The organism is Mycobacterium sp. IDUB_37 (assembly GCF_055419245.1).
This window is the reverse complement of the sequence record NZ_JBVAXG010000004.1, coordinates 458658-481619: the sequence shown is the minus strand read 5'-3', so window position 1 is coordinate 481619 and position 22962 is coordinate 458658. Positions and strand designations below refer to the sequence as shown.

General features: G+C 63.9%; 28 protein-coding genes. 12 read left to right on the top strand and 16 right to left on the bottom strand.

Annotated elements, in window-relative coordinates; genetic code table 11:
- Positions 1-7: 7 nt before the first annotated feature.
- Together ACZY1I_RS16490 and ACZY1I_RS16485 are read right to left on the bottom strand one after the other, a co-directional pair.
- Positions 8-250 (bottom strand): ferredoxin, encoded by a 243-nt coding sequence (locus ACZY1I_RS16490; RefSeq protein ID WP_463755750.1) that lies wholly within the window; start codon positions 248-250, stop codon positions 8-10.
- A gap of 65 nt (positions 251-315) precedes the next feature.
- Positions 316-1440 (bottom strand): Rieske 2Fe-2S domain-containing protein, encoded by a 1125-nt coding sequence (locus tag ACZY1I_RS16485; RefSeq protein WP_463755504.1) that lies wholly within the window; start codon positions 1438-1440, stop codon positions 316-318.
- 103 nt (positions 1441-1543) lie between these two features.
- Between ACZY1I_RS16485 and ACZY1I_RS16480 the strand changes: the two genes are divergently transcribed.
- Complete coding sequence (locus ACZY1I_RS16480; RefSeq protein WP_463755503.1) at positions 1544-3247, top strand: 3-ketosteroid-delta-1-dehydrogenase; 1704 nt, start codon at positions 1544-1546, stop codon at positions 3245-3247.
- Between the two features lie 4 nt (positions 3248-3251).
- Here the strand turns inward: ACZY1I_RS16480 and ACZY1I_RS16475 are convergent, their stop codons facing one another.
- A complete protein-coding gene (locus tag ACZY1I_RS16475) occupies positions 3252-3833 on the bottom strand; it encodes a TetR-like C-terminal domain-containing protein (protein ID WP_463755502.1) in 582 nt (193 codons plus the stop codon).
- 83 nt (positions 3834-3916) lie between these two features.
- Here ACZY1I_RS16475 and ACZY1I_RS16470 point away from each other — a divergent pair, with 83 nt between their 5' ends.
- The gene (locus tag ACZY1I_RS16470; RefSeq protein WP_463755501.1) at positions 3917-5122 is read left to right on the top strand and encodes an alpha/beta fold hydrolase; all 1206 of its coding nucleotides are present in this window, start codon (positions 3917-3919) and stop codon (positions 5120-5122) included.
- On the opposite strand, the gene ACZY1I_RS16465 is transcribed toward ACZY1I_RS16470, so the two are convergent.
- Positions 5123-5794, bottom strand: a complete 672-nt coding sequence (locus tag ACZY1I_RS16465; protein ID WP_463755500.1) for a TetR/AcrR family transcriptional regulator — start codon at positions 5792-5794, stop codon at positions 5123-5125.
- Between the two features lie 119 nt (positions 5795-5913).
- On the opposite strand from ACZY1I_RS16465, the gene ACZY1I_RS16460 reads away from it, so the two are divergent.
- Both ACZY1I_RS16460 and ACZY1I_RS16455 read left to right on the top strand, forming a co-directional pair.
- Complete coding sequence (locus tag ACZY1I_RS16460) at positions 5914-6615, top strand: hypothetical protein (RefSeq protein ID WP_463755499.1); 702 nt, start codon at positions 5914-5916, stop codon at positions 6613-6615.
- On the top strand, positions 6612-7418 hold the full coding sequence (locus ACZY1I_RS16455; protein WP_463755498.1) for an SDR family oxidoreductase: 807 nt from the start codon (positions 6612-6614) through the stop codon (positions 7416-7418). The genes ACZY1I_RS16460 and ACZY1I_RS16455 overlap by 4 nt, the downstream gene beginning before the upstream one ends.
- 90 nt (positions 7419-7508) lie before the next feature.
- Here the strand turns inward: ACZY1I_RS16455 and ACZY1I_RS16450 are convergent, their stop codons facing one another.
- Positions 7509-8183 carry a helix-turn-helix transcriptional regulator gene (locus ACZY1I_RS16450; protein ID WP_463755497.1) on the bottom strand — a complete coding sequence of 225 codons (675 nt, stop codon included), beginning with the start codon at positions 8181-8183 and terminating at the stop codon, positions 7509-7511.
- Positions 8184-8300: 117 nt separating this feature from the next.
- On the opposite strand from ACZY1I_RS16450, the gene ACZY1I_RS16445 reads away from it, so the two are divergent.
- The gene (locus ACZY1I_RS16445; protein WP_463755496.1) at positions 8301-8903 is read left to right on the top strand and encodes a PaaI family thioesterase; all 603 of its coding nucleotides are present in this window, start codon (positions 8301-8303) and stop codon (positions 8901-8903) included.
- 77 nt (positions 8904-8980) lie between these two features.
- Positions 8981-9433: a hypothetical protein gene (locus tag ACZY1I_RS16440; protein WP_463755495.1), complete on the top strand. Its 453-nt coding sequence runs from the start codon at positions 8981-8983 to the stop codon at positions 9431-9433.
- On the opposite strand, the gene ACZY1I_RS16435 is transcribed toward ACZY1I_RS16440, so the two are convergent.
- Positions 9430-10200 carry an SDR family oxidoreductase gene (locus tag ACZY1I_RS16435; RefSeq protein WP_463755749.1) on the bottom strand — a complete coding sequence of 257 codons (771 nt, stop codon included), beginning with the start codon at positions 10198-10200 and terminating at the stop codon, positions 9430-9432. The genes ACZY1I_RS16440 and ACZY1I_RS16435 overlap by 4 nt on opposite strands.
- A 221-nt stretch (positions 10201-10421) precedes the next feature.
- On the opposite strand from ACZY1I_RS16435, the gene ACZY1I_RS16430 reads away from it, so the two are divergent.
- Positions 10422-10742: a hypothetical protein gene (locus ACZY1I_RS16430; protein WP_463755494.1), complete on the top strand. Its 321-nt coding sequence runs from the start codon at positions 10422-10424 to the stop codon at positions 10740-10742.
- A 9-nt stretch (positions 10743-10751) separates the two neighbouring features.
- Here the strand turns inward: ACZY1I_RS16430 and ACZY1I_RS16425 are convergent, their stop codons facing one another.
- Genes ACZY1I_RS16425 through ACZY1I_RS16410 form a run of 4 tightly spaced genes read right to left on the bottom strand, consistent with a single transcriptional unit; the run spans position 10752 to position 13172 of the window.
- Positions 10752-11531, bottom strand: a complete 780-nt coding sequence (locus ACZY1I_RS16425; RefSeq protein WP_463755493.1) for an MBL fold metallo-hydrolase — start codon at positions 11529-11531, stop codon at positions 10752-10754.
- Positions 11528-12043: a carboxymuconolactone decarboxylase family protein gene (locus tag ACZY1I_RS16420; RefSeq protein WP_463755492.1), complete on the bottom strand. Its 516-nt coding sequence runs from the start codon at positions 12041-12043 to the stop codon at positions 11528-11530. The genes ACZY1I_RS16425 and ACZY1I_RS16420 overlap by 4 nt, the downstream gene beginning before the upstream one ends.
- The gene (locus ACZY1I_RS16415; protein WP_463755491.1) at positions 12040-12564 is read right to left on the bottom strand and encodes a VOC family protein; all 525 of its coding nucleotides are present in this window, start codon (positions 12562-12564) and stop codon (positions 12040-12042) included. The genes ACZY1I_RS16420 and ACZY1I_RS16415 overlap by 4 nt, the downstream gene beginning before the upstream one ends.
- Positions 12561-13172: a TetR/AcrR family transcriptional regulator gene (locus ACZY1I_RS16410; protein ID WP_463755490.1), complete on the bottom strand. Its 612-nt coding sequence runs from the start codon at positions 13170-13172 to the stop codon at positions 12561-12563. The genes ACZY1I_RS16415 and ACZY1I_RS16410 overlap by 4 nt, the downstream gene beginning before the upstream one ends.
- A 124-nt stretch (positions 13173-13296) precedes the next feature.
- Between ACZY1I_RS16410 and ACZY1I_RS16405 the strand changes: the two genes are divergently transcribed.
- Positions 13297-13590: an aromatic-ring hydroxylase C-terminal domain-containing protein gene (locus tag ACZY1I_RS16405; protein ID WP_463755489.1), complete on the top strand. Its 294-nt coding sequence runs from the start codon at positions 13297-13299 to the stop codon at positions 13588-13590.
- 23 nt (positions 13591-13613) lie between these two features.
- Entirely contained in the window at positions 13614-14582 is a 969-nt protein-coding gene (locus ACZY1I_RS16400; protein WP_463755488.1) for an aldo/keto reductase, read from the top strand.
- A 9-nt stretch (positions 14583-14591) separates the two neighbouring features.
- On the opposite strand, the gene ACZY1I_RS16395 is transcribed toward ACZY1I_RS16400, so the two are convergent.
- Both ACZY1I_RS16395 and htpG read right to left on the bottom strand, forming a co-directional pair.
- Positions 14592-14807, bottom strand: coding sequence for a hypothetical protein (locus ACZY1I_RS16395; protein WP_463755487.1), 216 nt, complete (start codon positions 14805-14807; stop codon positions 14592-14594).
- A 172-nt stretch (positions 14808-14979) separates the two neighbouring features.
- The gene (htpG, locus tag ACZY1I_RS16390; RefSeq protein WP_463755486.1) at positions 14980-16935 is read right to left on the bottom strand and encodes a molecular chaperone HtpG; all 1956 of its coding nucleotides are present in this window, start codon (positions 16933-16935) and stop codon (positions 14980-14982) included.
- A 145-nt stretch (positions 16936-17080) separates the two neighbouring features.
- Between htpG and ACZY1I_RS16385 the strand changes: the two genes are divergently transcribed.
- Complete coding sequence (locus ACZY1I_RS16385) at positions 17081-17434, top strand: hypothetical protein (protein WP_463755485.1); 354 nt, start codon at positions 17081-17083, stop codon at positions 17432-17434.
- On the opposite strand, the gene ACZY1I_RS16380 is transcribed toward ACZY1I_RS16385, so the two are convergent.
- Positions 17421-17564: a hypothetical protein gene (locus tag ACZY1I_RS16380; RefSeq protein ID WP_463755484.1), complete on the bottom strand. Its 144-nt coding sequence runs from the start codon at positions 17562-17564 to the stop codon at positions 17421-17423. The genes ACZY1I_RS16385 and ACZY1I_RS16380 overlap by 14 nt on opposite strands.
- A 266-nt stretch (positions 17565-17830) precedes the next feature.
- Positions 17831-18913, bottom strand: a complete 1083-nt coding sequence (locus tag ACZY1I_RS16375; protein WP_463755483.1) for an oxygenase MpaB family protein — start codon at positions 18911-18913, stop codon at positions 17831-17833.
- 233 nt (positions 18914-19146) lie between these two features.
- On the opposite strand from ACZY1I_RS16375, the gene ACZY1I_RS16370 reads away from it, so the two are divergent.
- Positions 19147-19812, top strand: coding sequence for a methyltransferase domain-containing protein (locus ACZY1I_RS16370; RefSeq protein ID WP_463755482.1), 666 nt, complete (start codon positions 19147-19149; stop codon positions 19810-19812).
- On the opposite strand, the gene ACZY1I_RS16365 is transcribed toward ACZY1I_RS16370, so the two are convergent.
- On the bottom strand, positions 19763-20788 hold the full coding sequence (locus ACZY1I_RS16365) for a glycosyltransferase (protein ID WP_463755481.1): 1026 nt from the start codon (positions 20786-20788) through the stop codon (positions 19763-19765). The genes ACZY1I_RS16370 and ACZY1I_RS16365 overlap by 50 nt on opposite strands.
- A gap of 25 nt (positions 20789-20813) precedes the next feature.
- The gene (locus ACZY1I_RS16360; RefSeq protein WP_463755480.1) at positions 20814-21965 is read right to left on the bottom strand and encodes a DegT/DnrJ/EryC1/StrS family aminotransferase; all 1152 of its coding nucleotides are present in this window, start codon (positions 21963-21965) and stop codon (positions 20814-20816) included.
- Positions 21966-22312: 347 nt separating this feature from the next.
- Here ACZY1I_RS16360 and ACZY1I_RS16355 point away from each other — a divergent pair, with 347 nt between their 5' ends.
- Positions 22313-22945, top strand: a complete 633-nt coding sequence (locus ACZY1I_RS16355) for a TetR/AcrR family transcriptional regulator (protein ID WP_463755479.1) — start codon at positions 22313-22315, stop codon at positions 22943-22945.
- Positions 22946-22962 lie beyond the last annotated feature (17 nt).

The window sequence follows — 22962 nt, the reverse complement described above, 5'->3', positions numbered from 1 at the left end:
GGCCACACTAGGACGGGGCGTCGACGATCGTCAGTTCCCCGGCCGCGACCGCGGTTTCGATCGACTCCCGCAATGCCGAACACACCAGGAACGGACGCCGGTGGTGGCCAGAGATCTGGTCGGCGTCCCGGCGTTCGTCGCATAGCGCGGATGCGTCGGCGTTCCACTGCACACTGGTCTGGTTCCAGCTACTCTTGCGGGCCAATACGCTTGCGCCGCAACTACGGCACTCGACGGGTGCCATAGGCATGTCGTCGAGGCGGTTGTCGGCCCAGACGGGTTCAACCTTGGGCGCGACCCGCTGCGAGAGCACAGTCACACCGCACTCGCCTTGGCGGCGATGTTCGCCTCGATCTCCTTCATCCACGCCTCGTAGGGCCGCGTGGTGTCGAGCTCAAACTCGAAGCGGTCCACCATGTCTGGCTGCACATCAGCGGCATCGACATAGAACTGTTGATACCAGCGACGCAGTTGATAAACCGGACCGTCCTCCTCGACCAGGAGCGGATTGTCGATGCGCGTCTTATGCCGCCAGATCTCGACGTCCTGTTCGAATCCCATCTTGACGTAATCGCCCAGGGTGATGGCGGTCTGCATGGCGGCGTCGGCGGGCAGGGTCTCCGACTTCTTGACGATGATGCCATATTGCAGCACAAAGGAATTCGCGTCGATCGGATAGTGGCAGTTGATCAGAATCGTCTGCTGGTCGCCCTCTTCGTAGTGATAGGTCAGGTCATCGATCATGAAAGACGGCCCGAAGTAGGACGCCACCGACGTGGTTCCCAGCATCCGAGCGCCCTCGCCGCCCATATCGGGCCGGCCCTCGCCGTTCATGTACTGGGTGGCCACGTGCCCTTCGAAGATGTTCTTGAAATAGGTCGGCAACGAGCCGTGGATGTAGAAGAAGTGCGCCATGTCCACCACGTTGTCGATGATCTCGCGGCAGTTGCTGCCGACGACCGTGGTGTACCAGTGCCAGTCGGTCCACTCGTCGCTGGTGGCACCCTCGATGCGCGGGATGGTGACCTCCGACGGTGGCGGTTTGCCCTCGGGGTCGTTCCACACGAACAACATGCCGTCCTGTTCCAACGTGGTCCACGTTGCGGTGCGGGCCAACCTGGGCGTGCGTTTGGCATACGGCACTTGCTTGCAACGCCCGTCGCCGCCCCAGCGCCAGTCATGGAATGGGCAGGCGATCTCATTGCCCTTGACCTGGCCCTGGGACAGGTCCCCGCCCATATGACGGCAGTACCCGTCGAGGACGTTGATTTTGCCGTCGCCGCCGCGGAAGACGACGAGTTTCTGACCGAAGGCATTGATCCCGTGCGGATTGCCGTCCCCGAAATCATTGACCAGACCTAGGCAATGCCAACCGCGGCCGTACCGCGTCGGCGCGGCCTGGGCTTCGATGAACCGAATTTCGTCGGGTTGCGACTTCATACGATTCATTGAACGCCTCTACGCCGGGCATTGGGGATCATCTGTTCCACTGACCAGGAGAACTCTTCCGCAGCCTTGCCGGGGCCGCCTACCGTTCCCAGTTGTGAGCGCGCACAGTACGACGATCCCCGACGGCCTCTCGGTCGACGACACCACCGTCGACCTGCTGGTGGTCGGCTCCGGTACCGGGATGGCCGCGGCGCTGGCCGCCCGGGAGCTCGGGTTGTCGGTGCTGATCGTGGAGAAGTCGTCGTACGTCGGGGGTTCGACCGCCCGCTCGGGCGGTGCCCTGTGGCTGCCCGGCAGCCCGGTTTTGAACGAAGCCGGGGCGGGCGATTCGACGTCGAAAGCCGCCACCTACTTGGATGCGCTGGTCGCGGGATCCGCACCCGCGCAGCGATCGACCGGCTTTCTGCAGCACCTGTCCGCGACGGTCACTATGCTCCGCCGGACCACGCCATTGCGGCTGTTCTGGGCGCGGGAGTATTCCGATTACCACCCGGAGGAGCCGGGCGGCAGTGTGGCCGGCCGCACCTGCGAGTGTTACCCCTTCAACACGTCGGTCCTCGGCCAATACCGGTCCCGACTGCGACCTGGCATCTTGGAGGCCGGGTTTGCGATTCCTACGACGGGCGCGGACTACCGCTGGATGAATCTGGTGACCCGGGTGCCGCGCAAGGGAATCCCCACGTTCGCCAAGCGCATCGCCCAGGGCTTCGGCGGCCTGCTGGTGGGCCGGCGTTACGCGGCGGGAGGGCAGGGCCTAATGGCCGGCCTGTTCGCCGGCGTGCTGCGCGCCGGCATCCCGATATGGACCGACACCACACTGCTGCACCTCGATGCCGACGGCGACCGCGTCACCGCAGCGGTGGTGAATCATGGTGGCCGCGAAGTCACCATCACCGCGCGCCGCGGGGTCGTGTTGGCGACTGGCGGCTTCGACCACAGCATGGACATGCGCTGGAAGTTTCAGTCGGAATCGCTTGGTACGCATCTGAGTCTGGGTGCCGATACCAACACCGGCGACGGGATCCGGGTGGCGCAGGAACGGGGCGCCGGCATCGACTTGATGGACCAGGCGTGGTGGTTCCCGGCGATCGCGCCGCTGCCCGGAAAGCCGCCGGCCGTCATGCTGGCTGAGCGTTCCTTGCCGGGCTGCCTGATCGTGAACCAGGACGGTCAGCGATTCACCAACGAGGCCTCCGACTACATGTCGTTTGGCCAGCGCGTGCTTGAACTGGAGCGAATCGGGCGTCCCGTCGAAGCGATGTGGATCATCTTCGACCAGCAGTACCGCAACAGCTATGTCTTCGGCGCCGAACTGTTTCCGCGGATGAAGATTCCGCAGAACTGGTACGACGAGGGAATCGCCGCCCGCGCCGAGACTCTGGCCGAGTTGGGCGCGAAAGTCGGGCTGCCGGTTGCTGAGTTCACTCAGACCATGAACCGCTTCAACCAAAACGCTTATGCGGGTGAAGATCCCGATTTCGGTCGGGGACGCAGCGGATATGACCGCTACTACGGGGATCCGACGATCAAGCCGAACCCTAATCTGCGGCCTTTGACCAGAGCCCCCTTCTACGCGGTGAAAATGGCGCTCAGCGACCTAGGCACCTGCGGCGGAGTCAAAGCCGATCAACGGGCACGGGTGCTGCGCGAGGACGGCAGCCCGATCCCTGGGCTGTACGCCATCGGCAATACCGCCGCCAACGCGTTCGGTGCCACGTATCCGGGCGCGGGCGCGACGATCGCGCAGGGATTGGTGTACGGCTACATAGCTGCTCAGGACGCGGCTCAGCAGGCTTAGGAGCTTAGCGGCGCAACCCGTCCAGCAGCATGTCCGCAACTCGCTCGGGCAGCGTCTCGGTCAGCGGCTCACCGGTAAGCAGCAAGCGCACGTGCATGGGCGCGACCAGCATTTCCAGCGCCAGTCGCGCGTCGGTGTCGGCGGGAAGTTCCCCTCGTTCGATCGCCCGATCGATGATGGCCCGGGTGGCACCGAGCCGACCGGCCAGGAAGTTGATCCGCGATTCGGCCAGGGCGGGATCCTCGACGGTCAGCACGCTCGTCCGAACCAGCGCTTCACCGATCGGCGACGACAGGTAAGCCACCACCAGTTGCGCCAACGCGATGAGGTCGCCGCGCACCGAACCGGTGTCGGGCGTCGGGATTTCAATGGCGCTGCGAGCGAGCAGCGCGTCGACAATCAGATCGCCGCGGGTGCGCCATCGCCGGTATATCGAGGTCTCGTGTACGCCGGCGCGGCCGGCGATGCTGCCGACACTGACCGCATCGACGCCGCGCTCGGCCACTTCGGCGACGGTCGCGTCAAACACCGCCTTACGCACCGCCTCGCCGCGCCGGTGCGACGGCGTCTTGGTCTTCTCCGCCATCACCACACCCTAACGCAAGACCTCTTGCGATAGGCGGAACGACGCGCTACCGTAACGCAAGAAGACTTGCGATAGGAGTGATCATGCGTACCGAAACCCACGTCATCGCCCTCAACGGCCCCGCGTCGGGATTTCACGACTTTCATCCCGACCGCAGCCTGAACTTCCAGTGCAATCGCTTCCTGGGATGGATTGGGCCGCAGGCTTACCCGGCGATCGCACGGACCGCGGGCGCCGCACATAGCTACCCCGAGTGGATCGACGGTTTTCTCGCCCTGGCCGAGCAAACACGGCGCGACGACGACGCTTTGGCGGCCGCCTACTACGACCGCGCCGCTGAGTTCTTCATGGCGCCCAACGATTCCCGTAAGGCATCCACCCGCCGTAGGTTCGTCGAGACGATGCGGGACCTGTACGAGGTCTCACCGGAGCGCATTCCGTTCCAAAACGGTTGGCTCCCAACGTATGATCTGCGTCCCGTAGGTGCACCGAAGGGTCCGACCATGCTGCTGTTCGGTGGATTCGACAGCTACATCGAGGAATTCCTGCCGATGCTGGCGGCCATTGTGGCGGCCGGATACCGGGTGGTCGCGTTCGAGGGTCCCGGCCAGGGCGGTGCTCTAGAGGAGGCGGGCCTGACGATGACCTCCCAGTGGGAGCGCCCGGTGTCGGCCGTGCTTGACCATTACGGACTCGACGACGTCACCGCCGTCGGCATCTCGCTGGGCGGTGGCCTGGTGATCCGCGCGGCCGCCTTCGAACCGCGAATCAAGCGCGTTGTTGCGTTCGACATCCTCGACGACATGCTCGAAGTTCTTGGCGGCCAGATCGCACCGGGCATCACTCCACTGCTGCGTAGCCTGCTGGCGATGCGCGCCCGCCCGGTCGTCAACGCGGCGGCACGTTTCGCCGCCGCCCGGCGCCCGGTGAGTCGATGGGGAATTTGGCAGGGCATGCACGTCACCGGTACCTCGTCGGCGTTCGACTTTCTACAGTTCGCCCGCCGACTGAACACCCGTGCCATCTCCGGCAAGGTCACCGCCGACACGTTGCTCATCGCCGGCGCCGACGACCACTACGTCCCGCTGCATCAGCTTGGTCGCCAGGCCGGCAATCTGACCGCCGCCCGTTCGGTGACCACCCGCGTGTTCACCACCGCCGATCAGGCCGCCAATCACTGCCAGGTCGGCAACTTCGGCGCCTGCGTGCGGGAAATCTTGACTTGGGCCGATAGTGTCAGCACGCTGCGCTCCGCCGCGCCGGGAGTTCTTTCTCGGGAGCCGGCCTGATCAAGTGGACGTCTCCGGTCCGTGTAGCCGCTGGCGGGCGTGGTCTGCGGCGCCGTCACCAGTGATGAGCCACAGAGCGGTCAGATCGTCGATGAGCTCATCCAGGGTGATGTCGACAGTGCCGTTGAGCCAGCCCAAGATCGCTTCAGCGGATCCGCCGACGAGGAAGGCTGGCGTGACGCGAGCCAAGGAGTCCTTTTCGAGTTCGACGTCGTGGATCTCGCGGGCATGTGTAACGAGGATGTGCGCGAGTCCTTGGACCACCAGTGCGCGATGCGCGAGAACAGCCGGGGATGCCGACACGGCGTCGAACAGAACACGGGCGCGACGGGGGTCGTCAACGAGGGCACGCACTGCGGCGTCGATACTCCGAAACGCCCTGTCTTGCAGTGGCTTCCCAGCTGTCGCGCCGAACGCGCTGACCGCAGATTCAGCTACTAGGCGGGCTGTGTTCTCAACCACAGCGGCAGCCAGCGAATCCAGGTCGGTGAAGCTCTCATAGAAGTACCGTTTGTTCAGACCGGCCGCTTGGCAGACCTTGGTCACGGTCGCGGATCGCCACTCATCGGCGGCCATGATTCCCAACGCCGACTCGATGAGTTGGCCCTTTCGCGCACGGATTCGGTCGTCGGCACCGATGCCGCCGTAGCTGCGTACGGAGTGGGCACTCATGCAGTCCATCGTGGCATTCACCCCCTGTCCGTACCGCAGGGACGCGATGTTGACACCCGCCCTTCCAATTTGGCACAGTTTGGTACCAGATTAACCAACGGCCGAAAGGGTTCCCATCCATGCCACTGCTACCCACTGCTGCTCGCGCTACCGCGCCGGCGCAACCACAGCTCGACACCACGCCAACTGATCAGCCGACGTTGAATGAACTGCGGAAGCTTGCCGAGACCGCGCCGGGACGGGCACGCCTTGAAGGATGGCGGTATCTACGCGAACTGGGCGATGCCGACCGCCGCAGCCAGGTCGCCGAACTATTCGCCGCCGGAACACAGCCCGATCGGCTCGACGGGCCTCACGAGGGCCTGATAGTCGGGAAGCTCTTCAATGTGCCTGAGGCAGCTTTGGCGAATCCACTACTTGCCATCAACCCAACTTGGCGAGGCAAGACTTTCAAGGCCGAGCGAGGCACCGGGTTCAACCGACTGATCCCGTTGGCGCGCTACGCGATGCGGGTGATCGCGCCGATGTACCGTGGATTGCGTCGGGTCGGTCCCGAAATGATCGGCTTCGACTTCCGTTACGGCGCCGATGTCGGTCTGGTCGCGCCGATGATCCCGGTGATCGCGCTGGATTACGGCGTCGAGGAGTACCGAAACCCCAGTGTGCGTACGTTCCCGATCAAACGAATCCGCGACGAGATCGTCGAACTGTTGCCAGGTCTCTACCTCGGTAGGGCGTTGTTGACAACGCACAACGGTGAAATCCGCACCATCGCATATTTTGCGCTGCGCCCCTTCGAGAATGAGGGCGCGCAGTCGTGATCGAACTCGACGGTGCGGTTGTCTGCGTCACCGGAGCGGCTCGCGGCATCGGGCATGCGACCGCGGCCGAACTCAGCCGACGTGGCGCGCGGGTATGGATCGGTGACCTCGACGAGGCGGAGGCCGCACGCTGCGCAGCTCAAATTGGCACAGAGGCAATGTATCTCGACGTCACCCAGCCAGATAGTTTTCAGAACTTCTGGGCTGCCGCCAATGCAGAAGGCCCGATTCGAATGCTGGTCAATAACGCCGGGATTATGCGCCTAGGAACATTCGTCGACGATCCCCTCGAAGGGCATCACCGAGAGGTGGCCGTCAACCTCGGGGGCGTCATCAATGGCATGCACGTCTTCCTGCCTGACATGCTGGCCCGGAACTGCGGCCACATCGTCAATGTTGCTTCGATGGCGGCAAAAGTGACTACGCCCGGGATCGCCGTGTACTGCGCGACGAAATTCGCGGTCGCCGCCCTGTCGAAGGCGGTGCGCGCTGAAATCGCACACACCGCAGTAACAGTGACCACAATCATGCCTGCCGCGGTGAAAACCGAACTTACCTCAGGTGTCTCGCTCGATCTGCAACCCACCTTGGAACCTGCCCAGGTGGGCCGCGTCATCGCCGACACCGCTCGGCGGCCGGCATGCGAGCTGACCGTCCCTCCATGGCTGGCACCGATAGGCATCCTGGAAGAAGCCGCACCCGAGCGGATGTTGCAGGTCGCCAAACGCATCGTTACCCGCAATCGACCGCCTGGGCATTACGACGACACCCAGCGACGGGCCTATCTCGACAGGATTCGCTGATAACGCGTCTCACCAATGAGGTAGTCAACCGGGCCTCGTGCACACGTCGGCCACACAAATTGACCCGTAAGATGTTCTGGCGCAATCACTTCAGTCGATGACGCGCTTGGCTTCGACCTGCTTCTCGATCTCGCGCCAGTAACCGGGTGTCGGCCGAGGCTTGCCGAACCCGCCCTTGGCGGCAGTTTCGATAATGGCACCGGCTTCGTCGATGTCCTTCATCAATTCCAGCGCGAACTCTCGTTCGGCCGCGTAGTACTTCGCCGCCCAGCGCAGCGCCATCACCGAATAGGCCCAGGCGGGCTCCGCCTCGGCACCCTCGGCGTCCTCCACCGCTTTGCGGTATCTGGCCTCGGCGTAGGCGACGTGTTCTTGGAGCAACTCCTTGAGCCGAGCCGGGTTGCTGAGGTGGCCGAAGGTCACCCGCAGCAGCATGCTGTGTTTGAGCACCGGCGGATCCAACGGCGCGTTGTTGGTCCAGTCGGTGATGGCCGCCATTCCGGCGGGGGTAATCTTGTAGAGGCGGCGGCTACGGGTGCCCTCGTCGCGCTCGACGCGCGACGTCACCAACTCCAGGCTCTCCAGCTTCTTCAGCTCGGTGTAGATCTGGCTGTACGACGGGCTCCAGTAGTAGAGATCGACGCTCCAGTCGATCCATTTCTTGAGGTCGTAGCCGGAGACTTCCTCCTCGTAGGACATCATGCCCAGCAACGCCCAGCTGGTGGCGGCAAGAGCCGACTTCACCTTTTCACTGGGTTGCTCCATTTCGCCAGGTTAACAACACAGCTCTGCGCATCCATTGCAACAGACCGCTGGTTGGGACACCGATTGTCGCGATGCCACCTCAGCCGCCCGGGCCACTGCTGCTCTAGTGTGACGAACATGGTGGATTCGTTTGCGTCGTTGACTGATTCGTTGCCGGTGTACGAGTCGCTGGCGGTGTCGGTGCGGCGTTTGATCGACGCGACGATCCGCACCGAGGTGGGACACGACGTCATTGCCGCTGCCACAGCCAAGATCGACAGCGTCACAACCGAACTCACCGCCGAGCTGATGCCGGGGACATTCGGCGAACGCGGCATCGACGACGGGCAGGGCATTGCGTCGGGCAACGTCGTTATCGGAGTTCGCAACCCGTCGGCACCCCCGCTCGTCGTTCATCACGAAGACGACGGGTCGGTCTGGACGGAGTTCAACCTCGGTGCCGCGTTCGAAGGGCCGATGGGCCACGTCCATGGAGGCGTGTCGGCCTTGATTCTCGACCACATACTCGGTGCGACCGCACACCGACCGGGACGCCCCGCATACACGGGCACGCTGACCCTGCGTTATCACCAGCGGACCCCGTTGAATCAGCCCCTGCGCGCCGACGCCTGGGTGGACAGAGTCGACGGTGTCAAGACGTTCGCCCTCGGGCAGATCAGCGGCGAAGGCGGTGTGCTGGTGTCTGCCGAGGGCATTTTCATTCACCCGCGAAACCTGTAGCAAATGGCCGCGACCCATGGACAGAACCGTTGCTGGGTTCCTACGCTGAGGTCCGGGCACGCGGTGAAAGGGTTTACATGGCAAAGATGATCGGACTGGCAGCACTAATCGCAGCGGGTTGGGCGGCATTGGTAACGGCCAACCCCGCCAACGGAACTGAGCCCAACGCGCCGCAGAACGCACCGTCCACCACAACGACCACGCCCGCCTGCGTCGGGCTACCGCAATGTCCACCCGCACCGCCGGACGCCGAAGGCAATCCACCGTGCTTCTACTCCGACGGATGGCAATCCAGCGGTTCCGGTATCGAGGTCTGGTACTTCCATGACCCGGCGAACATCGCCAAGCCCGACAAAGTCACCGCGGTGGTGCGCAAGAAGGACGGCAGCACCGAGTCGCAGGACACGAATATCGAAGCCGGCCAACAGGTTCACCGGTTCGAGTTTGCGACGATCAATCAATCCGCGGTCGCCGAAGTGCTGTTCGATACCAGCACCGGGCGTTGCTTCGTGGCCGGACCAGGCAGTTAAGCCCGACGACCGTTTTGCAACACCGCTCCTGCGGCGGCTGGTGCACCCCGCGCGACAACCACCGGCATCGAAGTCGATGCGTTAGTACGCAGAATCGTGTGCACGACGTCGACGAGGTCTTCGACCGGCATCAGCTTGCCCGGCATGCAACCGCGGGACACCCACAGCGGATAGGCCTGCATGGCGAGTTCACGATCCCATCCGACGTTCATCCCCGTCTGCGCTTCCCCCTCGCCGCCTGCGCATTCACCGACGACGAGGTTGGTGAAGCCGATGTCGGGATGTTCCGCCCGCCACGCCTCAACCAAGCGCTCCAACGCGGCCTTGCTGACGCCGTAGGCACCCAGACCGGGCCACGGCGGCCCAAACGTGCCTGCGTCGGAGGACAGATAGACGACCTTGCCGGCGGACGCGGTCAAATGCGGGATGGCCGCCGCTGTCGCCAGGGACGCACCGATCACGTTGGTGTCGAACACGCGGCGCCACGTGTCGGCATCGGTCTCAACCAGGGGAACCAGCGGACTGATTGCCGGTGCGTACACGACATTGTCGATGCCACCAAGCGCGTCGGCGGCAGCGTCGATGCCGGACCGGGCTGATGCCTGGTCGGTGACGTCGCATTCGATCGCCACGGCTGCCGGTCCCGCCTCCTGCGCCGCCGTCTGGATGCGCTCGCGCCGCCGGGCGAGCAGCGCGACCTGATCACCACGTTGCGCCAAGCCGACACCAATGCAGCGCCCCAACCCGCTCGAGGCTCCAATCACCACTGTTTTCGCCATATCGACCTCCGGAGCCGAGCATGACATATGGCCTCGACCGGGCGAGAACGGGGTTACCGCTTTTGCAGCACGGCGTTGCCGCCTGCTCAGTGGCTGCCCTTCGTTTAGGGGTTCGCCGATCGGGTAGCCAACCAGGAGGATGGCGCGCATCCCGTGTTCGCGCTGCCAAAGACATTGGCTGAGACCAGTTCTCACGAGGAGGCGAAAGCATGGACCGCCCCGGCATCGACCCCACAGACCCCGTTGACCACTACCGCACCACCCGCCAGCACGCTGGCGAGGCGATGAAGAACGGCGAAAACTCAGTCGGCATCGTCGGCGTTGCGATGGCAGTGATTGCTCTCGTTGTCGGACTGAGTGCCCTTGCGACCGAACACGTCCTCGAGGGCGTGGCCAGCCTGGTCATCGGGTTGGTAGTCGGTACCGTCGGCCTGGTATGGCTCCAACGCACGCACCGACAAGTTCGCAAGGACGAATTACATTGGCACGAAGTGCATTCCGATCAGCCCGCACCCCCGCCGACTAGCTGAGCGGCGAACTCAGGAGCGCTCGAGAGCGCTGTCCAACAGGCTGGGGTCGTGCGCGCAGACGATGAGCAAGTCCGGATCCTGGCGCTGATAGAGTTTGGCGAGTCGCGCCTGGTTGTCATGCAGCTGCTTGCGGTTGAACGCAAACATCTCCTCTTGAGCCCGCAGGATGAAGGGCACGCGCGAGCGCTCGAGCGTTCCGGGATGGTAGAACGCGTCACCACAATGCAGAATCCAGTGATCGCCCGCGTCGACGGCAACCGCGGCGTGCCCGCGCGTGTGGCCCGGCATCGGCACCAGAACCACACCGTCTCCGATCGCAGTCAGCGGTTTTGCCGCGGCAAACCCCCGCCAGCTCTCTCCGGTCGGCGCATGCTCGACCAACTGAGGTCCGTGCGCCCACTGCACGCTGCGGTACCTCACCCGCTCGCGAAACGACGGTGCATGAACGGCACCCCCAGCCTCGGCCGCGGTCACATGCACCTGCGCGTCCGGAAAGTCGGCTATTCCGCCGATGTGGTCGAAGTCGAAGTGCGTGACGACGATGTGCCGCACATCGGAAACATCGAAGCCGAGTTCGCCGACCTGATGCGCCGCGGTTTCGGCAACCTCGAACACCGGCCGGGTGAGGTGTCGGAACGGGCCGGTGCGCGCCGGGTCCCGGCAGTCCTGCACGCCAAATCCGGTATCCACCAACGCCAGTCCGCTGTCGGTCTCGACTAGCAGAACGTGGCACACCAGCGGGGCGCCGGGCATGTTCATGCTGCCGCAGTTGAGGTGATGGACCTTCACTGCCCGGTTCCCTCTGGCTCGACCCCGAAGGTGTTGAGGAAGTTGCACACCAGTTGGTAGAAGCCGACGGTGATGGTGAGGTCGGCGAGTTGATTGACGCTGAGGGTGTCCAGCGCGCTCGCTCGTTCTTCCTCGCTGAGAGTGTGGTTGGCCAGCAACAAATCGGTGAGGCGCAGCAGGACACCTTCCTGCTCACCCAGGCCTTCCGTCGACCCCGACTCCGCGGCGGCGATCTCCTGCTCACTCATGCCGATGGCGCGGCCGATGATCAGATGGTGGTGCAGTTCGTACGCACACTCATATTGGAAGCCGACGCGCAGGATCACCAGTTCACGACCGGTCGGGGTCAGCGAATTGTGCTGCAGAACATCACTGGCCAGTGTGTAGAAGTTCGGCGCCAGGCCGGCGCTGTGGGCGATCATCCGGAAGATGTTGAGCGATCCCCGGCTGGTGACCGCTTCCCGCAGGTGCGGCGGTAACGCGTCGATGTCGGGGTATGGCAGCGGCTTCATCCGAGCACCCGAATCGGTTCGGTGCCATCCCAATTGGCCGCCACCTCGCGAATGTAGGCGAACATCTGCCCCTTGGGGCCACTGATGTCGCTGATCTCGATCACGGTGCCCTGCTCGTGTTCGGTGTCGAGGTAGGCGAAGCGTCCGAGTTCGCCGCCGATGCTGCCTTCGTGGCCGACGGTATATCCGGCCGCCAGGGCGCGATCGTAGAGTTCCTGGTAATCGTTGGTCCAGTACGCGATGTGCTGGGCACCCTCGCGGCCGGAATCCAGAAAATCCTTGTACATCGACGGCGCATCATTGCGTTGCTGAATCAGCTCGAGCTGGATGTCGCCGGAGTTGGCAAGGGCCACACTCATCTTCATGTCTGAGTCCGCGCCGCGGTACTGGAAGTAGTCGGTGGTGACATCCTCGATGTAGAACCATGGACCGACCCCGTTGCTCACCCACCGTTCCATGGCAGCGTGGATATCGCGCACCACGTACCCAATCTGATTGATACTGCCGAATATTCGACTCATGCGTGCTTCTCTTTCTGTAGGCGAGCGGTTACCAGTGCTTCGATTTCGGCGCGGGCCGCGGGTAGATCCACGTGGTCGTCGATCAACGACTGCAGTGCCACCCCGCGCAACATGGCGATGATTACCGTCGCCAGTCCCTGCGCGTTCACCGCAACGATTTGGCCGGCGGCAGCGGCCAGACCTAGGCGCTTTTCAATCTCCTCCCGGAACTCCCGGTCGGCGGAAATCATTGCGGGCCTGATGTCGTCGGAAGGCGTGGTCACGGCATCGGCCCACAGCACCAGCCGCGCGCGGTTGATGGGTTGCAGGTCCGACATGACGTCGAAGTAGATCCCGATCAGCCGGAGCAGTTCATCCAGCGGTTCCCCCGGATGGTCCACCAGTGCGTCACGGAACTGATGCGTCACGGCCTCCACCAGACGTTGCATCAATGCTCCTTTGGAACCGAAGTGGTGCGTGGCCAGACCCCGGCTGTAGCCGGCCCGCTCCCCCACACTGGCCAGCGTGACGCGAGACGGTCCGATTTCGGCGACCAGTTCGGCAGCCGCGGCGACCAGCTTCCGCTCGGCTTCGCTGCGCCGCTCTTCCTGGGTCCGGCGCTCGCTCATGGCTCCCCCATCTGCAGCATGACCTTGCCCACGGCGTGATTGCCGCGTAGCGGCCCTGCTCCCGCAACCAAGGCCCGCATCTCAACTCCTTACTTACTTGTTGACTAACAAGTTATGACCTCGAGTGGGACACTGTCAAGGGTGGTCGCCATTCAGTTCGCGCCCACCAGCATTAGGACGTCGACGAATAGGGCCCAAAGCAACACGGCGGCAACGTCATTGGATCCGGTGTTGCTACGCCATAGGCGATCCAGACCTTGACGACGAGCGCGCCGCATTCGGTGATCTCGAAGGCAGCACCAGCGCTGGCGCGGTCCTGATCCGCCCGGACGGCTATGTCAGTTGGCGTGCATCAGAATCCGAAGCCGCCGGGCATCTCACTGACGTGCTCGGCCACATCCTCGGACGCAACGAGTGAGTCCACCCATATACGGTGGGCTGATGAAATACGTTGAGGTCGAGGGAGTCGGACAGGTCAGTCGCATCGGCCTGGGCACGTGGCAGTTCGGATCCCGCGAGTGGGGCTACGGCGACAGTTACGCCGCCGGTGCGGCACGGGACATCGTCGCCCGCGCCCGCGCCCTCGGCGTCACCCTGTTCGACACCGCCGAGGTGTACGGATTCGGTAAGAGCGAGCGAATCCTCGGTGAAGCTCTGGGCGACGAGCGCGCCGATGTCGCGGTTGCCAGCAAGATCTTCCCGGTCGCTCCTTTTCCGGCGGTGATCAAGCAGCGCGCCCGCGGCAGCGCGCGCCGGCTGCAACTGGACCGGATTCCGCTGTATCAAATCCACCAGTCCAACCCGCTGGTTCCCGATTCGGTGATCATGCCGGGCATGCGCGATCTGCTCGACGAAGGCAAGATCGGTGCCGCCGGAGTCTCGAACTATTCACTGTCCCGATGGCAGCAGGCCGACCAAGCACTCGGACGACCCGTCATCAGCAACCAGGTGGAATTCTCGCTGGCTCGCCCCCGGGTGCTGGACCACATGGTTCCCTTCGCCGAGCAGGAGAACCGCATCGTGATCGCCTACAGCCCGCTGGCGCAGGGACTGCTCGGCGGCAAGTACGGCCTCGACAACCGGCCGGGCGGAGTTCGCGCGGCCAATCCGCTGTTCGGGACCGAGAATCTGCGCAGGATCGAACCGCTGTTGCAAACGCTGCGCGATGTCGCCGCCGAAGCCGGCGCGAAGCCGGCGCAGGTTGCGCTGGCGTGGCTGATCAGCCTGCCGGGTGTGGTGGCCATTCCCGGGGCGTCCAGCGTGGAGCAACTGGAATTCAACGTGGCCGCTGCCGAAGTGGAACTCAGCGCCGAATCGCGCGACGCGCTTACTGCGGCCGCGCGGGCGTTCCAGCCGGTGTCTGCAGGTCGGTTCGTCACCGATCTGGTGCGCGAAAAGATCGGGCGGTAGCGGAGTCCGTCAGCGCGAGACGCGGCGGCGACTCAGCGGAGCGGTAAAGCCTCCGGTGTCGTCGAAGCCAGCCCAGTGCCCGTCGTCATCGACCTGCATCCGCCAACCCACCTGGTAGCGGCCGGCGATGAAGTCAGCAAACCACCGGTGCGCGGCCTCTGCGCTGTCGAAGCTCCTCGACGCGACGACCTGACCCTGCGGATCGATAGCTCGAAACACGGTCATGAGATGCGAGTATCCGTTCCTGTCGGCTTTCAACCCCAGGTAGCGCCCGCGAATGCGAGCCGACCTGATCGTACGAAGGCTTGATAAGCGCCAGCTAGGTGCGGCCATAGAATCCGCAATACGGCGTGCGCGCTAATTGACGCCCAGGAACAAATTGTTGAGCGAGGACCCCCTAAACGGTGCGAGCCAGGCGGTCCGCGAGCAACTCTGCGAACCGCGCCGGGTCCTCCAACGCTCCGCCTTCGGCCAGAAGCGCGGTGCCGTAGAGCAATTCGGCAGTCTCGGCGATGGACGCGTCATCTGGGCGGTCGGCCTGGGCCTGGCGCAGCCCGGTGACCAGCGGATGATTCGGGTTGAGTTCCAGCGTCCGTTTTGCGATCGGAACTTCCTGGCCGGACTGCTGGTACAGACGCGCAAGCGCAGGCGTCATACCGAAGGCGTCGGTGATCAGGCAGGCCGGTGAATCGGTGAGGCGGGTGGACAGCCGCACCTCCTTGACCTGCTCACTCAGCGTTTCCTTCAGCCAGTTCAACAGGTCCGCAAAGTCTTTCTGCTGTTCCTCACGCTCGGCCGTCGACTCCTCTTCGCCGGAGTCCAGATCGACTTCACCCTTGGCCACCGACTGCAGTTGCTTTCCGCCGAACTCGCTGACCACGCCGACCCAGACCTCGTCTACCGGGTCGGTCAGCAGCAGCACCTCGTAGCCCTTGGCCTTGAATGCCTCCAGATGCGGCGAGCGCTCCAACTGCTGCCGGGACCCGCCGGTGGCATAGAAGATCTGGGTCTGGCCTTCCTTCATCCGCTCGACGTACTGCGCCAGCGTGGTCGGTTCTTCCTCGCTGTGCGTGGAGGCGAACGACGAAACGGCCAGCAGTGCCTCCTGGTTGTCCTGGTCGGACATCAGGCCTTCTTTGAGCACCTTGCCGAACTGTGTCCAGAAGGTGCGGTAGTCCTCGGGCCGCTGCGACTGGATGTCCTTGATCGTGGACAGGACCTTCTTGGTGAGCCGACGCCGGATCGCGTTGATCTGGCGGTCCTTCTGCAGGATCTCGCGGGAAACGTTGAGCGACAGATCTTGCGCGTCGACGACACCTTTGACGAAGCGCAGGTACACGGGCATGAGCTCATCGCAGTCGTCCATGATGAACACCCGCTTGACGTACAGCTGAACCCCGACCTTGGCGTCCTGGTTGAACAGGTCGAACGGCGCCTGCGACGGGAGGAACAGCAGTGCCTGGTACTCGAAGGTGCCTTCGGCCTTCATCGCGATGACCTCGAGCGGGTCATCCCACGCGTGCGCGATGTGCTTGTAGAACTCCTTGTACTCCTCTTCGGAGACCTCGTCCTTGGGCCGGGCCCAGAGTGCCTTCATCGAGTTGAGGGTCTCGGTGTCGAGGACGACCTCTTCGCGGGTTTCTTCGGAGCCCGCCTCGGCGTCTTCCGACCCCTCTATCGGCACCTGGATCCGCCGCTCGATCTCCATCCGGATCGGCCACGCGATGAAGTCGGAATACTGCTTGACCAGGCTCTTGAGCTTCCACTCCGAGGTGTAGTCGTGCAGTTCGTCCTCGGCGTCCTCAGGCTTGAGATGCAGGGTCACCGAGGTGCCCTGCGGAGCGTCCGCCACGGACTCGATGGTGTAGGTGCCCTCGCCGCTGGATTCCCACTTGGTGGCCTCGCTCTCGCCGGCCTTGCGGGTCAGCAGTTCGACCTTGTCGGCGACCATGAACGACGAGTAGAAGCCGATGCCGAACTGGCCGATCAGCTCTGCGGAAGCCTCGGAATTTTTAGCCTCCTTGAGTTGTGCCCGCAGTTCGGCGGTCCCCGACTTGGCCAGCGTGCCGATCAGATCGACCACTTCGGCGCGCGTCATACCGATGCCGTTGTCACGGATGGTCAGGGTCCGGGCGCCCTTGTCGACCTCGATCTCGATGTGCAGATCGGAGATGTCGACGTCGAGGTCCTTGTTTCGCAACGCCTCCAGCCGCACCTTGTCCAGGGCGTCGGACGCATTCGAGATCAACTCCCGTAGGAACGAATCCTTGTTGGAGTAGACCGAGTGGACCATCAAATCCAGCAGTTGCCGGGCCTCTGCCTGGAACTCCAGCTGCTCGACCTGCGCGTTCATGAGATTCCTCCTGCGACTTCTGCGAACGATCGGTCCTGAATTTAGCCGAGACGGGATTCGACGCTGATCCGCGGGTGCTGGCTAGCGGCCTGGAAGCGGTGGGATCGCTAGGCTGGGAGCACGCATAATCGGCACAGGAGATTCGATGGCCCCCGGAATGAATGACTCGGTGTTTGTCCGCGCCGTCAACTCGTTGGCCGTGTCGCTGACCGACGTACCGCTGCTGGGCGGCGTGGTCCGCCGGGTGTTTGTCGTCATCCGTTACGTCGGGCGCCGCTCGGGAAAGACGTTCGAGATTCCGGTGGCATACCGCCGCCGCGCCGGCGGCGCCGTCGTCATCAGTGTCGCCGCTCCGGACGCGAAATCATGGTGGCGTAATTTCCTCGGCGACGGCGGACCGATCACGTTGTTGAATTTCGACGGCGCCGACCGCACCGGCCACGCTGTCGCTCACCGCGACGAGCGCGGCAAGGTATCGGTCAGCGTCAATCTGGGCTGAATTGCGAAGCGGCTTGTGTTGTGCCGGCGAGCTTGTCGACGACGCCGGCCAGGCAGTCGAAGCCAGGCGCCGCGGCCATGTCGGCGGCGATGCGACGACTGGCCTCGCGGTAACGGGGCTGTTCCAGCACGGCAAGGATGTCGCGTCGCAGCGTCCTTGCCGTGGGGCGCTCAGTCCGTACCCGCCGTCCAACGCCGGACCAGGCCGCCGTCGCCCGCGACCGCGGCTGGCTCCGTACGGATCTCCCCTTCGACGAACTCGTAGAGACAACCGCGGTGATTGGCTGCGTCGACAGCTGCCTACGCATTACCCGGGATGGCTGGACCGTCGACCGCTACCGATCCTGGTGCCGACGTATGTTGGCCGAGAACGTCTTTCGCTGAGCGCTGCCGCGCGTCAGGCCAGGCTGCCCAGGAGTGCCTGGGATTCAATCAGTCCTTCGTCGCTCGGCGCCTGCCCCAGCCCGAACACCCGTTCGCGTTGTTTGGCCCGCAGTGCGTGGTGCGCGTCGGCCGGTTTGGCGTAGCCATATCGGCGGCGCCCTTCGGCGGGAGTGAGCACTTCGGTCGACCGCGGAGGCAGGCCCACAATGTAGGGCCCGGCGATCGGAATCACCGACGGTGAAATGAGCTCGGCCACTGCAAGCTTCAGGCGCGGAATGCGGTCGACCAAGCCGAACCCCAGCCTCAGCACCGGACGCACGCCGATATCGACGATCCGTGGCTGATCGAATCCGCTGAGTTGGCGCATCCACCGCGGCATGGTGGCGATAGTTCCTGCGCGCAGTACCCAGTTGACGGCTTCCACCAGCGGACGGGCCGCCAGCGACGTAGGCGGTAGCACCACCTTGGCGTTGAGCAGGTGGTCCATCATGCGTTGCGCGGCTTCACTCACCGCAAGCTCGGGCCGCTTGGTCTCGAAATACTGCCGGATTCCCTCGCGAGTGCGGGGTACGTCGGCGGCTGCGCAGGTTTGGAACTCCGCGGCAATCGCGCACTCTTGCCAGTACCGGTTTTCCTCTTCGGCACTCAGTCGGCCGCCGCCATACATCTCATAGGCCTTGAGCACCGAGTGCCAGCCGGTGAGCAGGATCCACAATTGCGACTCGGGATCGTTGGCGTCGTAGGGCTTGCCGCTGAGCGGTTCGGTACCAATCGCTTTCGAGTGCACTTTGACCAACACATCAGCGGCTTTGAGCACCGATTCGCTGTCCGCGAGCGCGACGGTGGCGAAATAGCGCACGGTGCGGTCGTAGCGGGTACGGGGTCGGTCGTAGTTCGCGCCGGTGGTGTCGACGGCCGCGATCAGGGCGGGGTCTAGTTCCTCGACGACCACCGCTCGCTGCAGACCGATGATCGGGGTCGTGGCATGCCCCCAGACCTTCCAGGTCACCGAATCGGGCCCGAAGAACCCGTAGTCGGCCATAGGTGCAAGCGCAGTCTTGGGAACGGCGTTGGCTTCGATCTTGAAGTCAGGCATGCTTTCGCTCCTTCAGGCGACGACGGCGTCGCGATTACACAAGATTATACATTGATGTAGGAAAATACTACAGCCGTGGATGATCAGATCGTTCCGGTCGGCCGAACAGGCTCCTGTTGAATGAGACAGTGCCGCTGCAAGAAGCCAGTCGACTCATCCGCCGCGCGTATTTCGTGGGCCCGGGCCAGTGCAACGTCTGCCAGAGCAGGGTGCGTTTTCGCAGCATCAGCCGGATGCTCGGTAGGACCTTGGCCGGGTACGGCTTCGCCTATTCCCTCGATGACTTCGAGACCCTCAACCACCGCCGCTACCTGTGCCCGATGTGCGGCTCATCGGACCGCGACCGGCTGTACAAGCTTTATGTCGACCGTTTCCTGGCCCCGGATGGCTCGCGACGGGTGCTGGACTTCGCCCCTGCCGTGCCGCTGTCGAGGTATCTGCGCAGCCGCGACGACCTGGAATACCGGACCGCCGACCTGATGATGTCCGGCGTGGACGACGTCGTCGATATCACCAACATGCCGCAGTACGCCGACTGCTCGTTCGACTTCTTCATCTGCTCGCATGTGCTCGAGCATGTGTCCGACGATGGCCGCGCACTGAGCGAGTTGTACCGCATCCTGGCGCCCGGTGGCCGCGGCATCGTCATGACCCCGGTGCTGCCTGAGGGCACATTCGACGAAGACCCCACGGCGGCCGACGAAAGCGAGCGCTGGCGTCGTTTCGCTCAGGGCGACCACGTCCGACTCTATGACCGCTCTACGTTGTGCTCGCGGATCCGGCAGAGCGGGTTCGAGGTGTCAGCGCTGGACCGGCAAGCCTTCGGCGAGCAGACCCTCGTTCGGCACGCTATCGCGCCGGGGTCAGTTCTGTACGTGGTGCAGAAGCCGGCGGCGTAGCTGATTGGCGCCGTTGGACGCGACCGGCCAAGACGCTCACCCGCGCCTTCCAACCCGCCTTCTCCAAAGCGAGCCTGCTTTTCAACCGCCGCCAGCGGGTGTCTGACCGCTCATATTGCAGGGCCAGCATCGCCAGGCGTGGGTGGGCGGCGAGGTAGTCCACCAGCGCGGCGCCGCCTTCCGGGCCGGGTACCTTGGCGGCCTCACCGAGCGCCCAGGCACACACCTGGCCGAGGATCGCCTCTCGCGCGGGGTCACCGAGAATTAGGTCGAGCATCGCCTCGAGCATCGCCAGCAACCCGGGGCCCTTCTTCAGCCAGAAGGCCGTGTGGTCGCCGTACGCGGACTGCCACAAACCGCCCGCATGGAGTCGATAGACCCCCATCGTCTCGGGCAGCATGGCTATCCCGCCTGCTAGCGCGTGCCGTACGTGCAGGTACCAATCGACCGGCATGATGCCATCCGGGACGTCGTCGTAGCTGTCGAGGCGGCGGTACATCACCGAGTTGGTCTGGATGAAATTGCGCGCCAGCAGGGCTTCCACACTTACATCGCCGCGCAGGTAGACCGGCGGATACTCCGAATCGTTCACCCCCGCGTCCGGACTGATCACCCGGACGGGATGGAAGCACACCGTCGTCTCCGGATGCCGGTCCAGATACTCGACCTGCTTGGCCAGCTTGAGTGGGTCGGTCCAGTAATCGTCGCCCTCGCATATCGAGAGATACTCGCCTCGAGCGGCCGACATAGTGGCTTTCCAGTTGCCCAGGACACCAAGGTTTTCCGAACGCAGGATCGGCCGAAACAGGTGTGGATAACGTTCGGCGTATTCGGTGATGATTTCGGGCGTGGCATCGGTCGAAGCGTCATCGGCGACGAGGAACTCGACCGGAAAGTCGGTCTGCTGCGCGACGAAGCTGTCAAGCGTCTCGCGAATGTAGTCCGCTTGGTTGTAGGTGACGGTCACGACGCTCACTCTGGGCGAAGCCGAGGCCGGACGCTCAGGCACTACGGGCCTCCAGGCTTCGGGCGCCGGCGATGACCCGTGCCACGTCGTGGGAGGCCATGTAGTCGTGCACGGGCAGCGACACGATGCGCGAGCAGATGTCCTCGGTGACCGTCAGATCGGTCGAGCGCACCAGCTCAGAGTTCGCCACGAAGTACGCGTGCCGATGTTGTGGCGGGTTGTAGTAGTCGCGGGCCTGGATCGCGCGCCGGTGGAGTCCGTCAAGCATCCCGACTTTCTGCTCGGGGGTCGCGCAAACCACACTGGCGAAGCAAAGCGAAGAAACCTCGGCATTGGGTTGAAAGCTCAGGCCCAACCCCGCGAGGCCGAAACGATAATGCTCGAAAACCCGGCGACGGCTCGCCAACCGGTGATCGAGACCGGCGAGTTGGCGCAACCCGATGGCGGCGCTGAGCTCCGACAACTTCCCATTCATGCCGAGCAGGGTGGACTCCCCGGATTTCGCGAAGCCGAAGTTCTGGAATCTACCGATCCGCTTCACGAGGCCGGGGTCACGGGAGACCAGTGCGCCACCCTCGCCGACCGCGAATGACTTGGTGGCATGCAGCGAGAAGATCTCGCACGTTCCGCGTCCGCCGACCGGCCCGCCGTCGGCGTAGGCAGAGCCGAAGCCCGCCGCCGAGTCCACCACGAGCGGTAGATCCCATTCGTTGGCGAGGTCCTCCCAGGCGTCGATATCAGGGTTGCCGACACCGAACACGTTGGGCAGCAGAATGCCGGCGACCCGGTCGCGGTCGCGTATCAGAACTTCACGCGCGGAATGGACGCATGGCTGCCAAGTCTCCGGGTCGATGTCGATGAACCACGGAAGGTAGCCGTTCCAGAGCGCCGACTGGGCGACACCGATGAAGGTGAACGACGGCATCAGTATGTAGCGATCGCGCGTTCCCGAGCCGACCGTCGCATGCAAAGCCGCGATGAGCGCGATCGTTCCATTCGCGAGGGTGGAAACGTGCAAGTCGGGCCCATCCCCGACGGTGAGGTAGTCGCCCAGGGCGCGGGCGAACTGCCGTTCCTTCGGACCGAAGTTGGTATACCGGTTGGTGTCGACGATCTCGGCGAAGTCCTGAGCAAGGTCGGAAGCCCGGGGAAAGCTGGGGCGGATGAAGGGAATTTCAGCGGGCATGTGGGCACTCGATCGTCAGGGCTGGCCGGCGTCGCAATACGCATCCGGGCGCCATCGCTAATGGCAGCAGCAGCACGGGCATGGGAGTGTCTCGATTTCCATAAATGGTCAGAAAGTGTCGGTCTGGCTCGACCGGCGATCTGTCGCTCTGGCCGCGCGAAAACTACGACACGCTGTGGTTTAGCTGCCGTGTGCGTGAGCCCGAGGACGAAGCACCGTGTTGTTTGAGGGTAGCCTTACCTTCTGCCAAATGCATACCGAAAGTCAATGAATAGGCTGAATGTCACTCCGGGGGTCTCATATATATGAGAATTCTATGTTTTGGGATGTTTTGCTAACGTGGTGAAGTGACACTCCCCGCTGGGCCCGCGCCACGCGAGCGAGCGGCCCACCTTGGCCCCGAGCGGCGGCGCCCTCAAGTGCTCGACGCGGCTCTGACGATCGCGGTGGAGTCTGGCATCGCCGCCGTCACCATCGGGGCCGTCGCCGAGCATCTGGCCGTCACCCGCCCGGCGGTCTATGCGTGCTTTGCCGACCGGGTCGAACTGCTGAACGCGTTGCTCGAGCGCGAAAGTGAGTTGCTACTCAAGGGATTGCTTGAAGCGTTACACGCAGGGCGCGGCGACGACCCGCAAACCGCCTTCATCAACGGCTACCAGGCCATGCTCGGCGTGGTGGCGGACCGGCCGGATACCTGGCGGCTGATTTTCACGGCACACCCCGATCCCGCGCTGTTCAACAAGTTCGCGATGGCCCGTGACGCCCTCACCGTCAGTGCCACCCGCTGGATCGGGCCGGCCATGACGGCATGGTGGAATACCGCCGAGCTAGACCGCAAATTGCCGGTGTTGATCGAATTGTTTATCGCGTCGTGCGAATCGGCAGCACGATCATTGTTGGACGCGGAAAGTGGTTGGTCCGCAGAGGATCTCGGCGAGTTTTACGGTAAGGCGATGTGTAGCGCTTTCAAGTCTGCGTGACATTGTCGGCGCGTGCG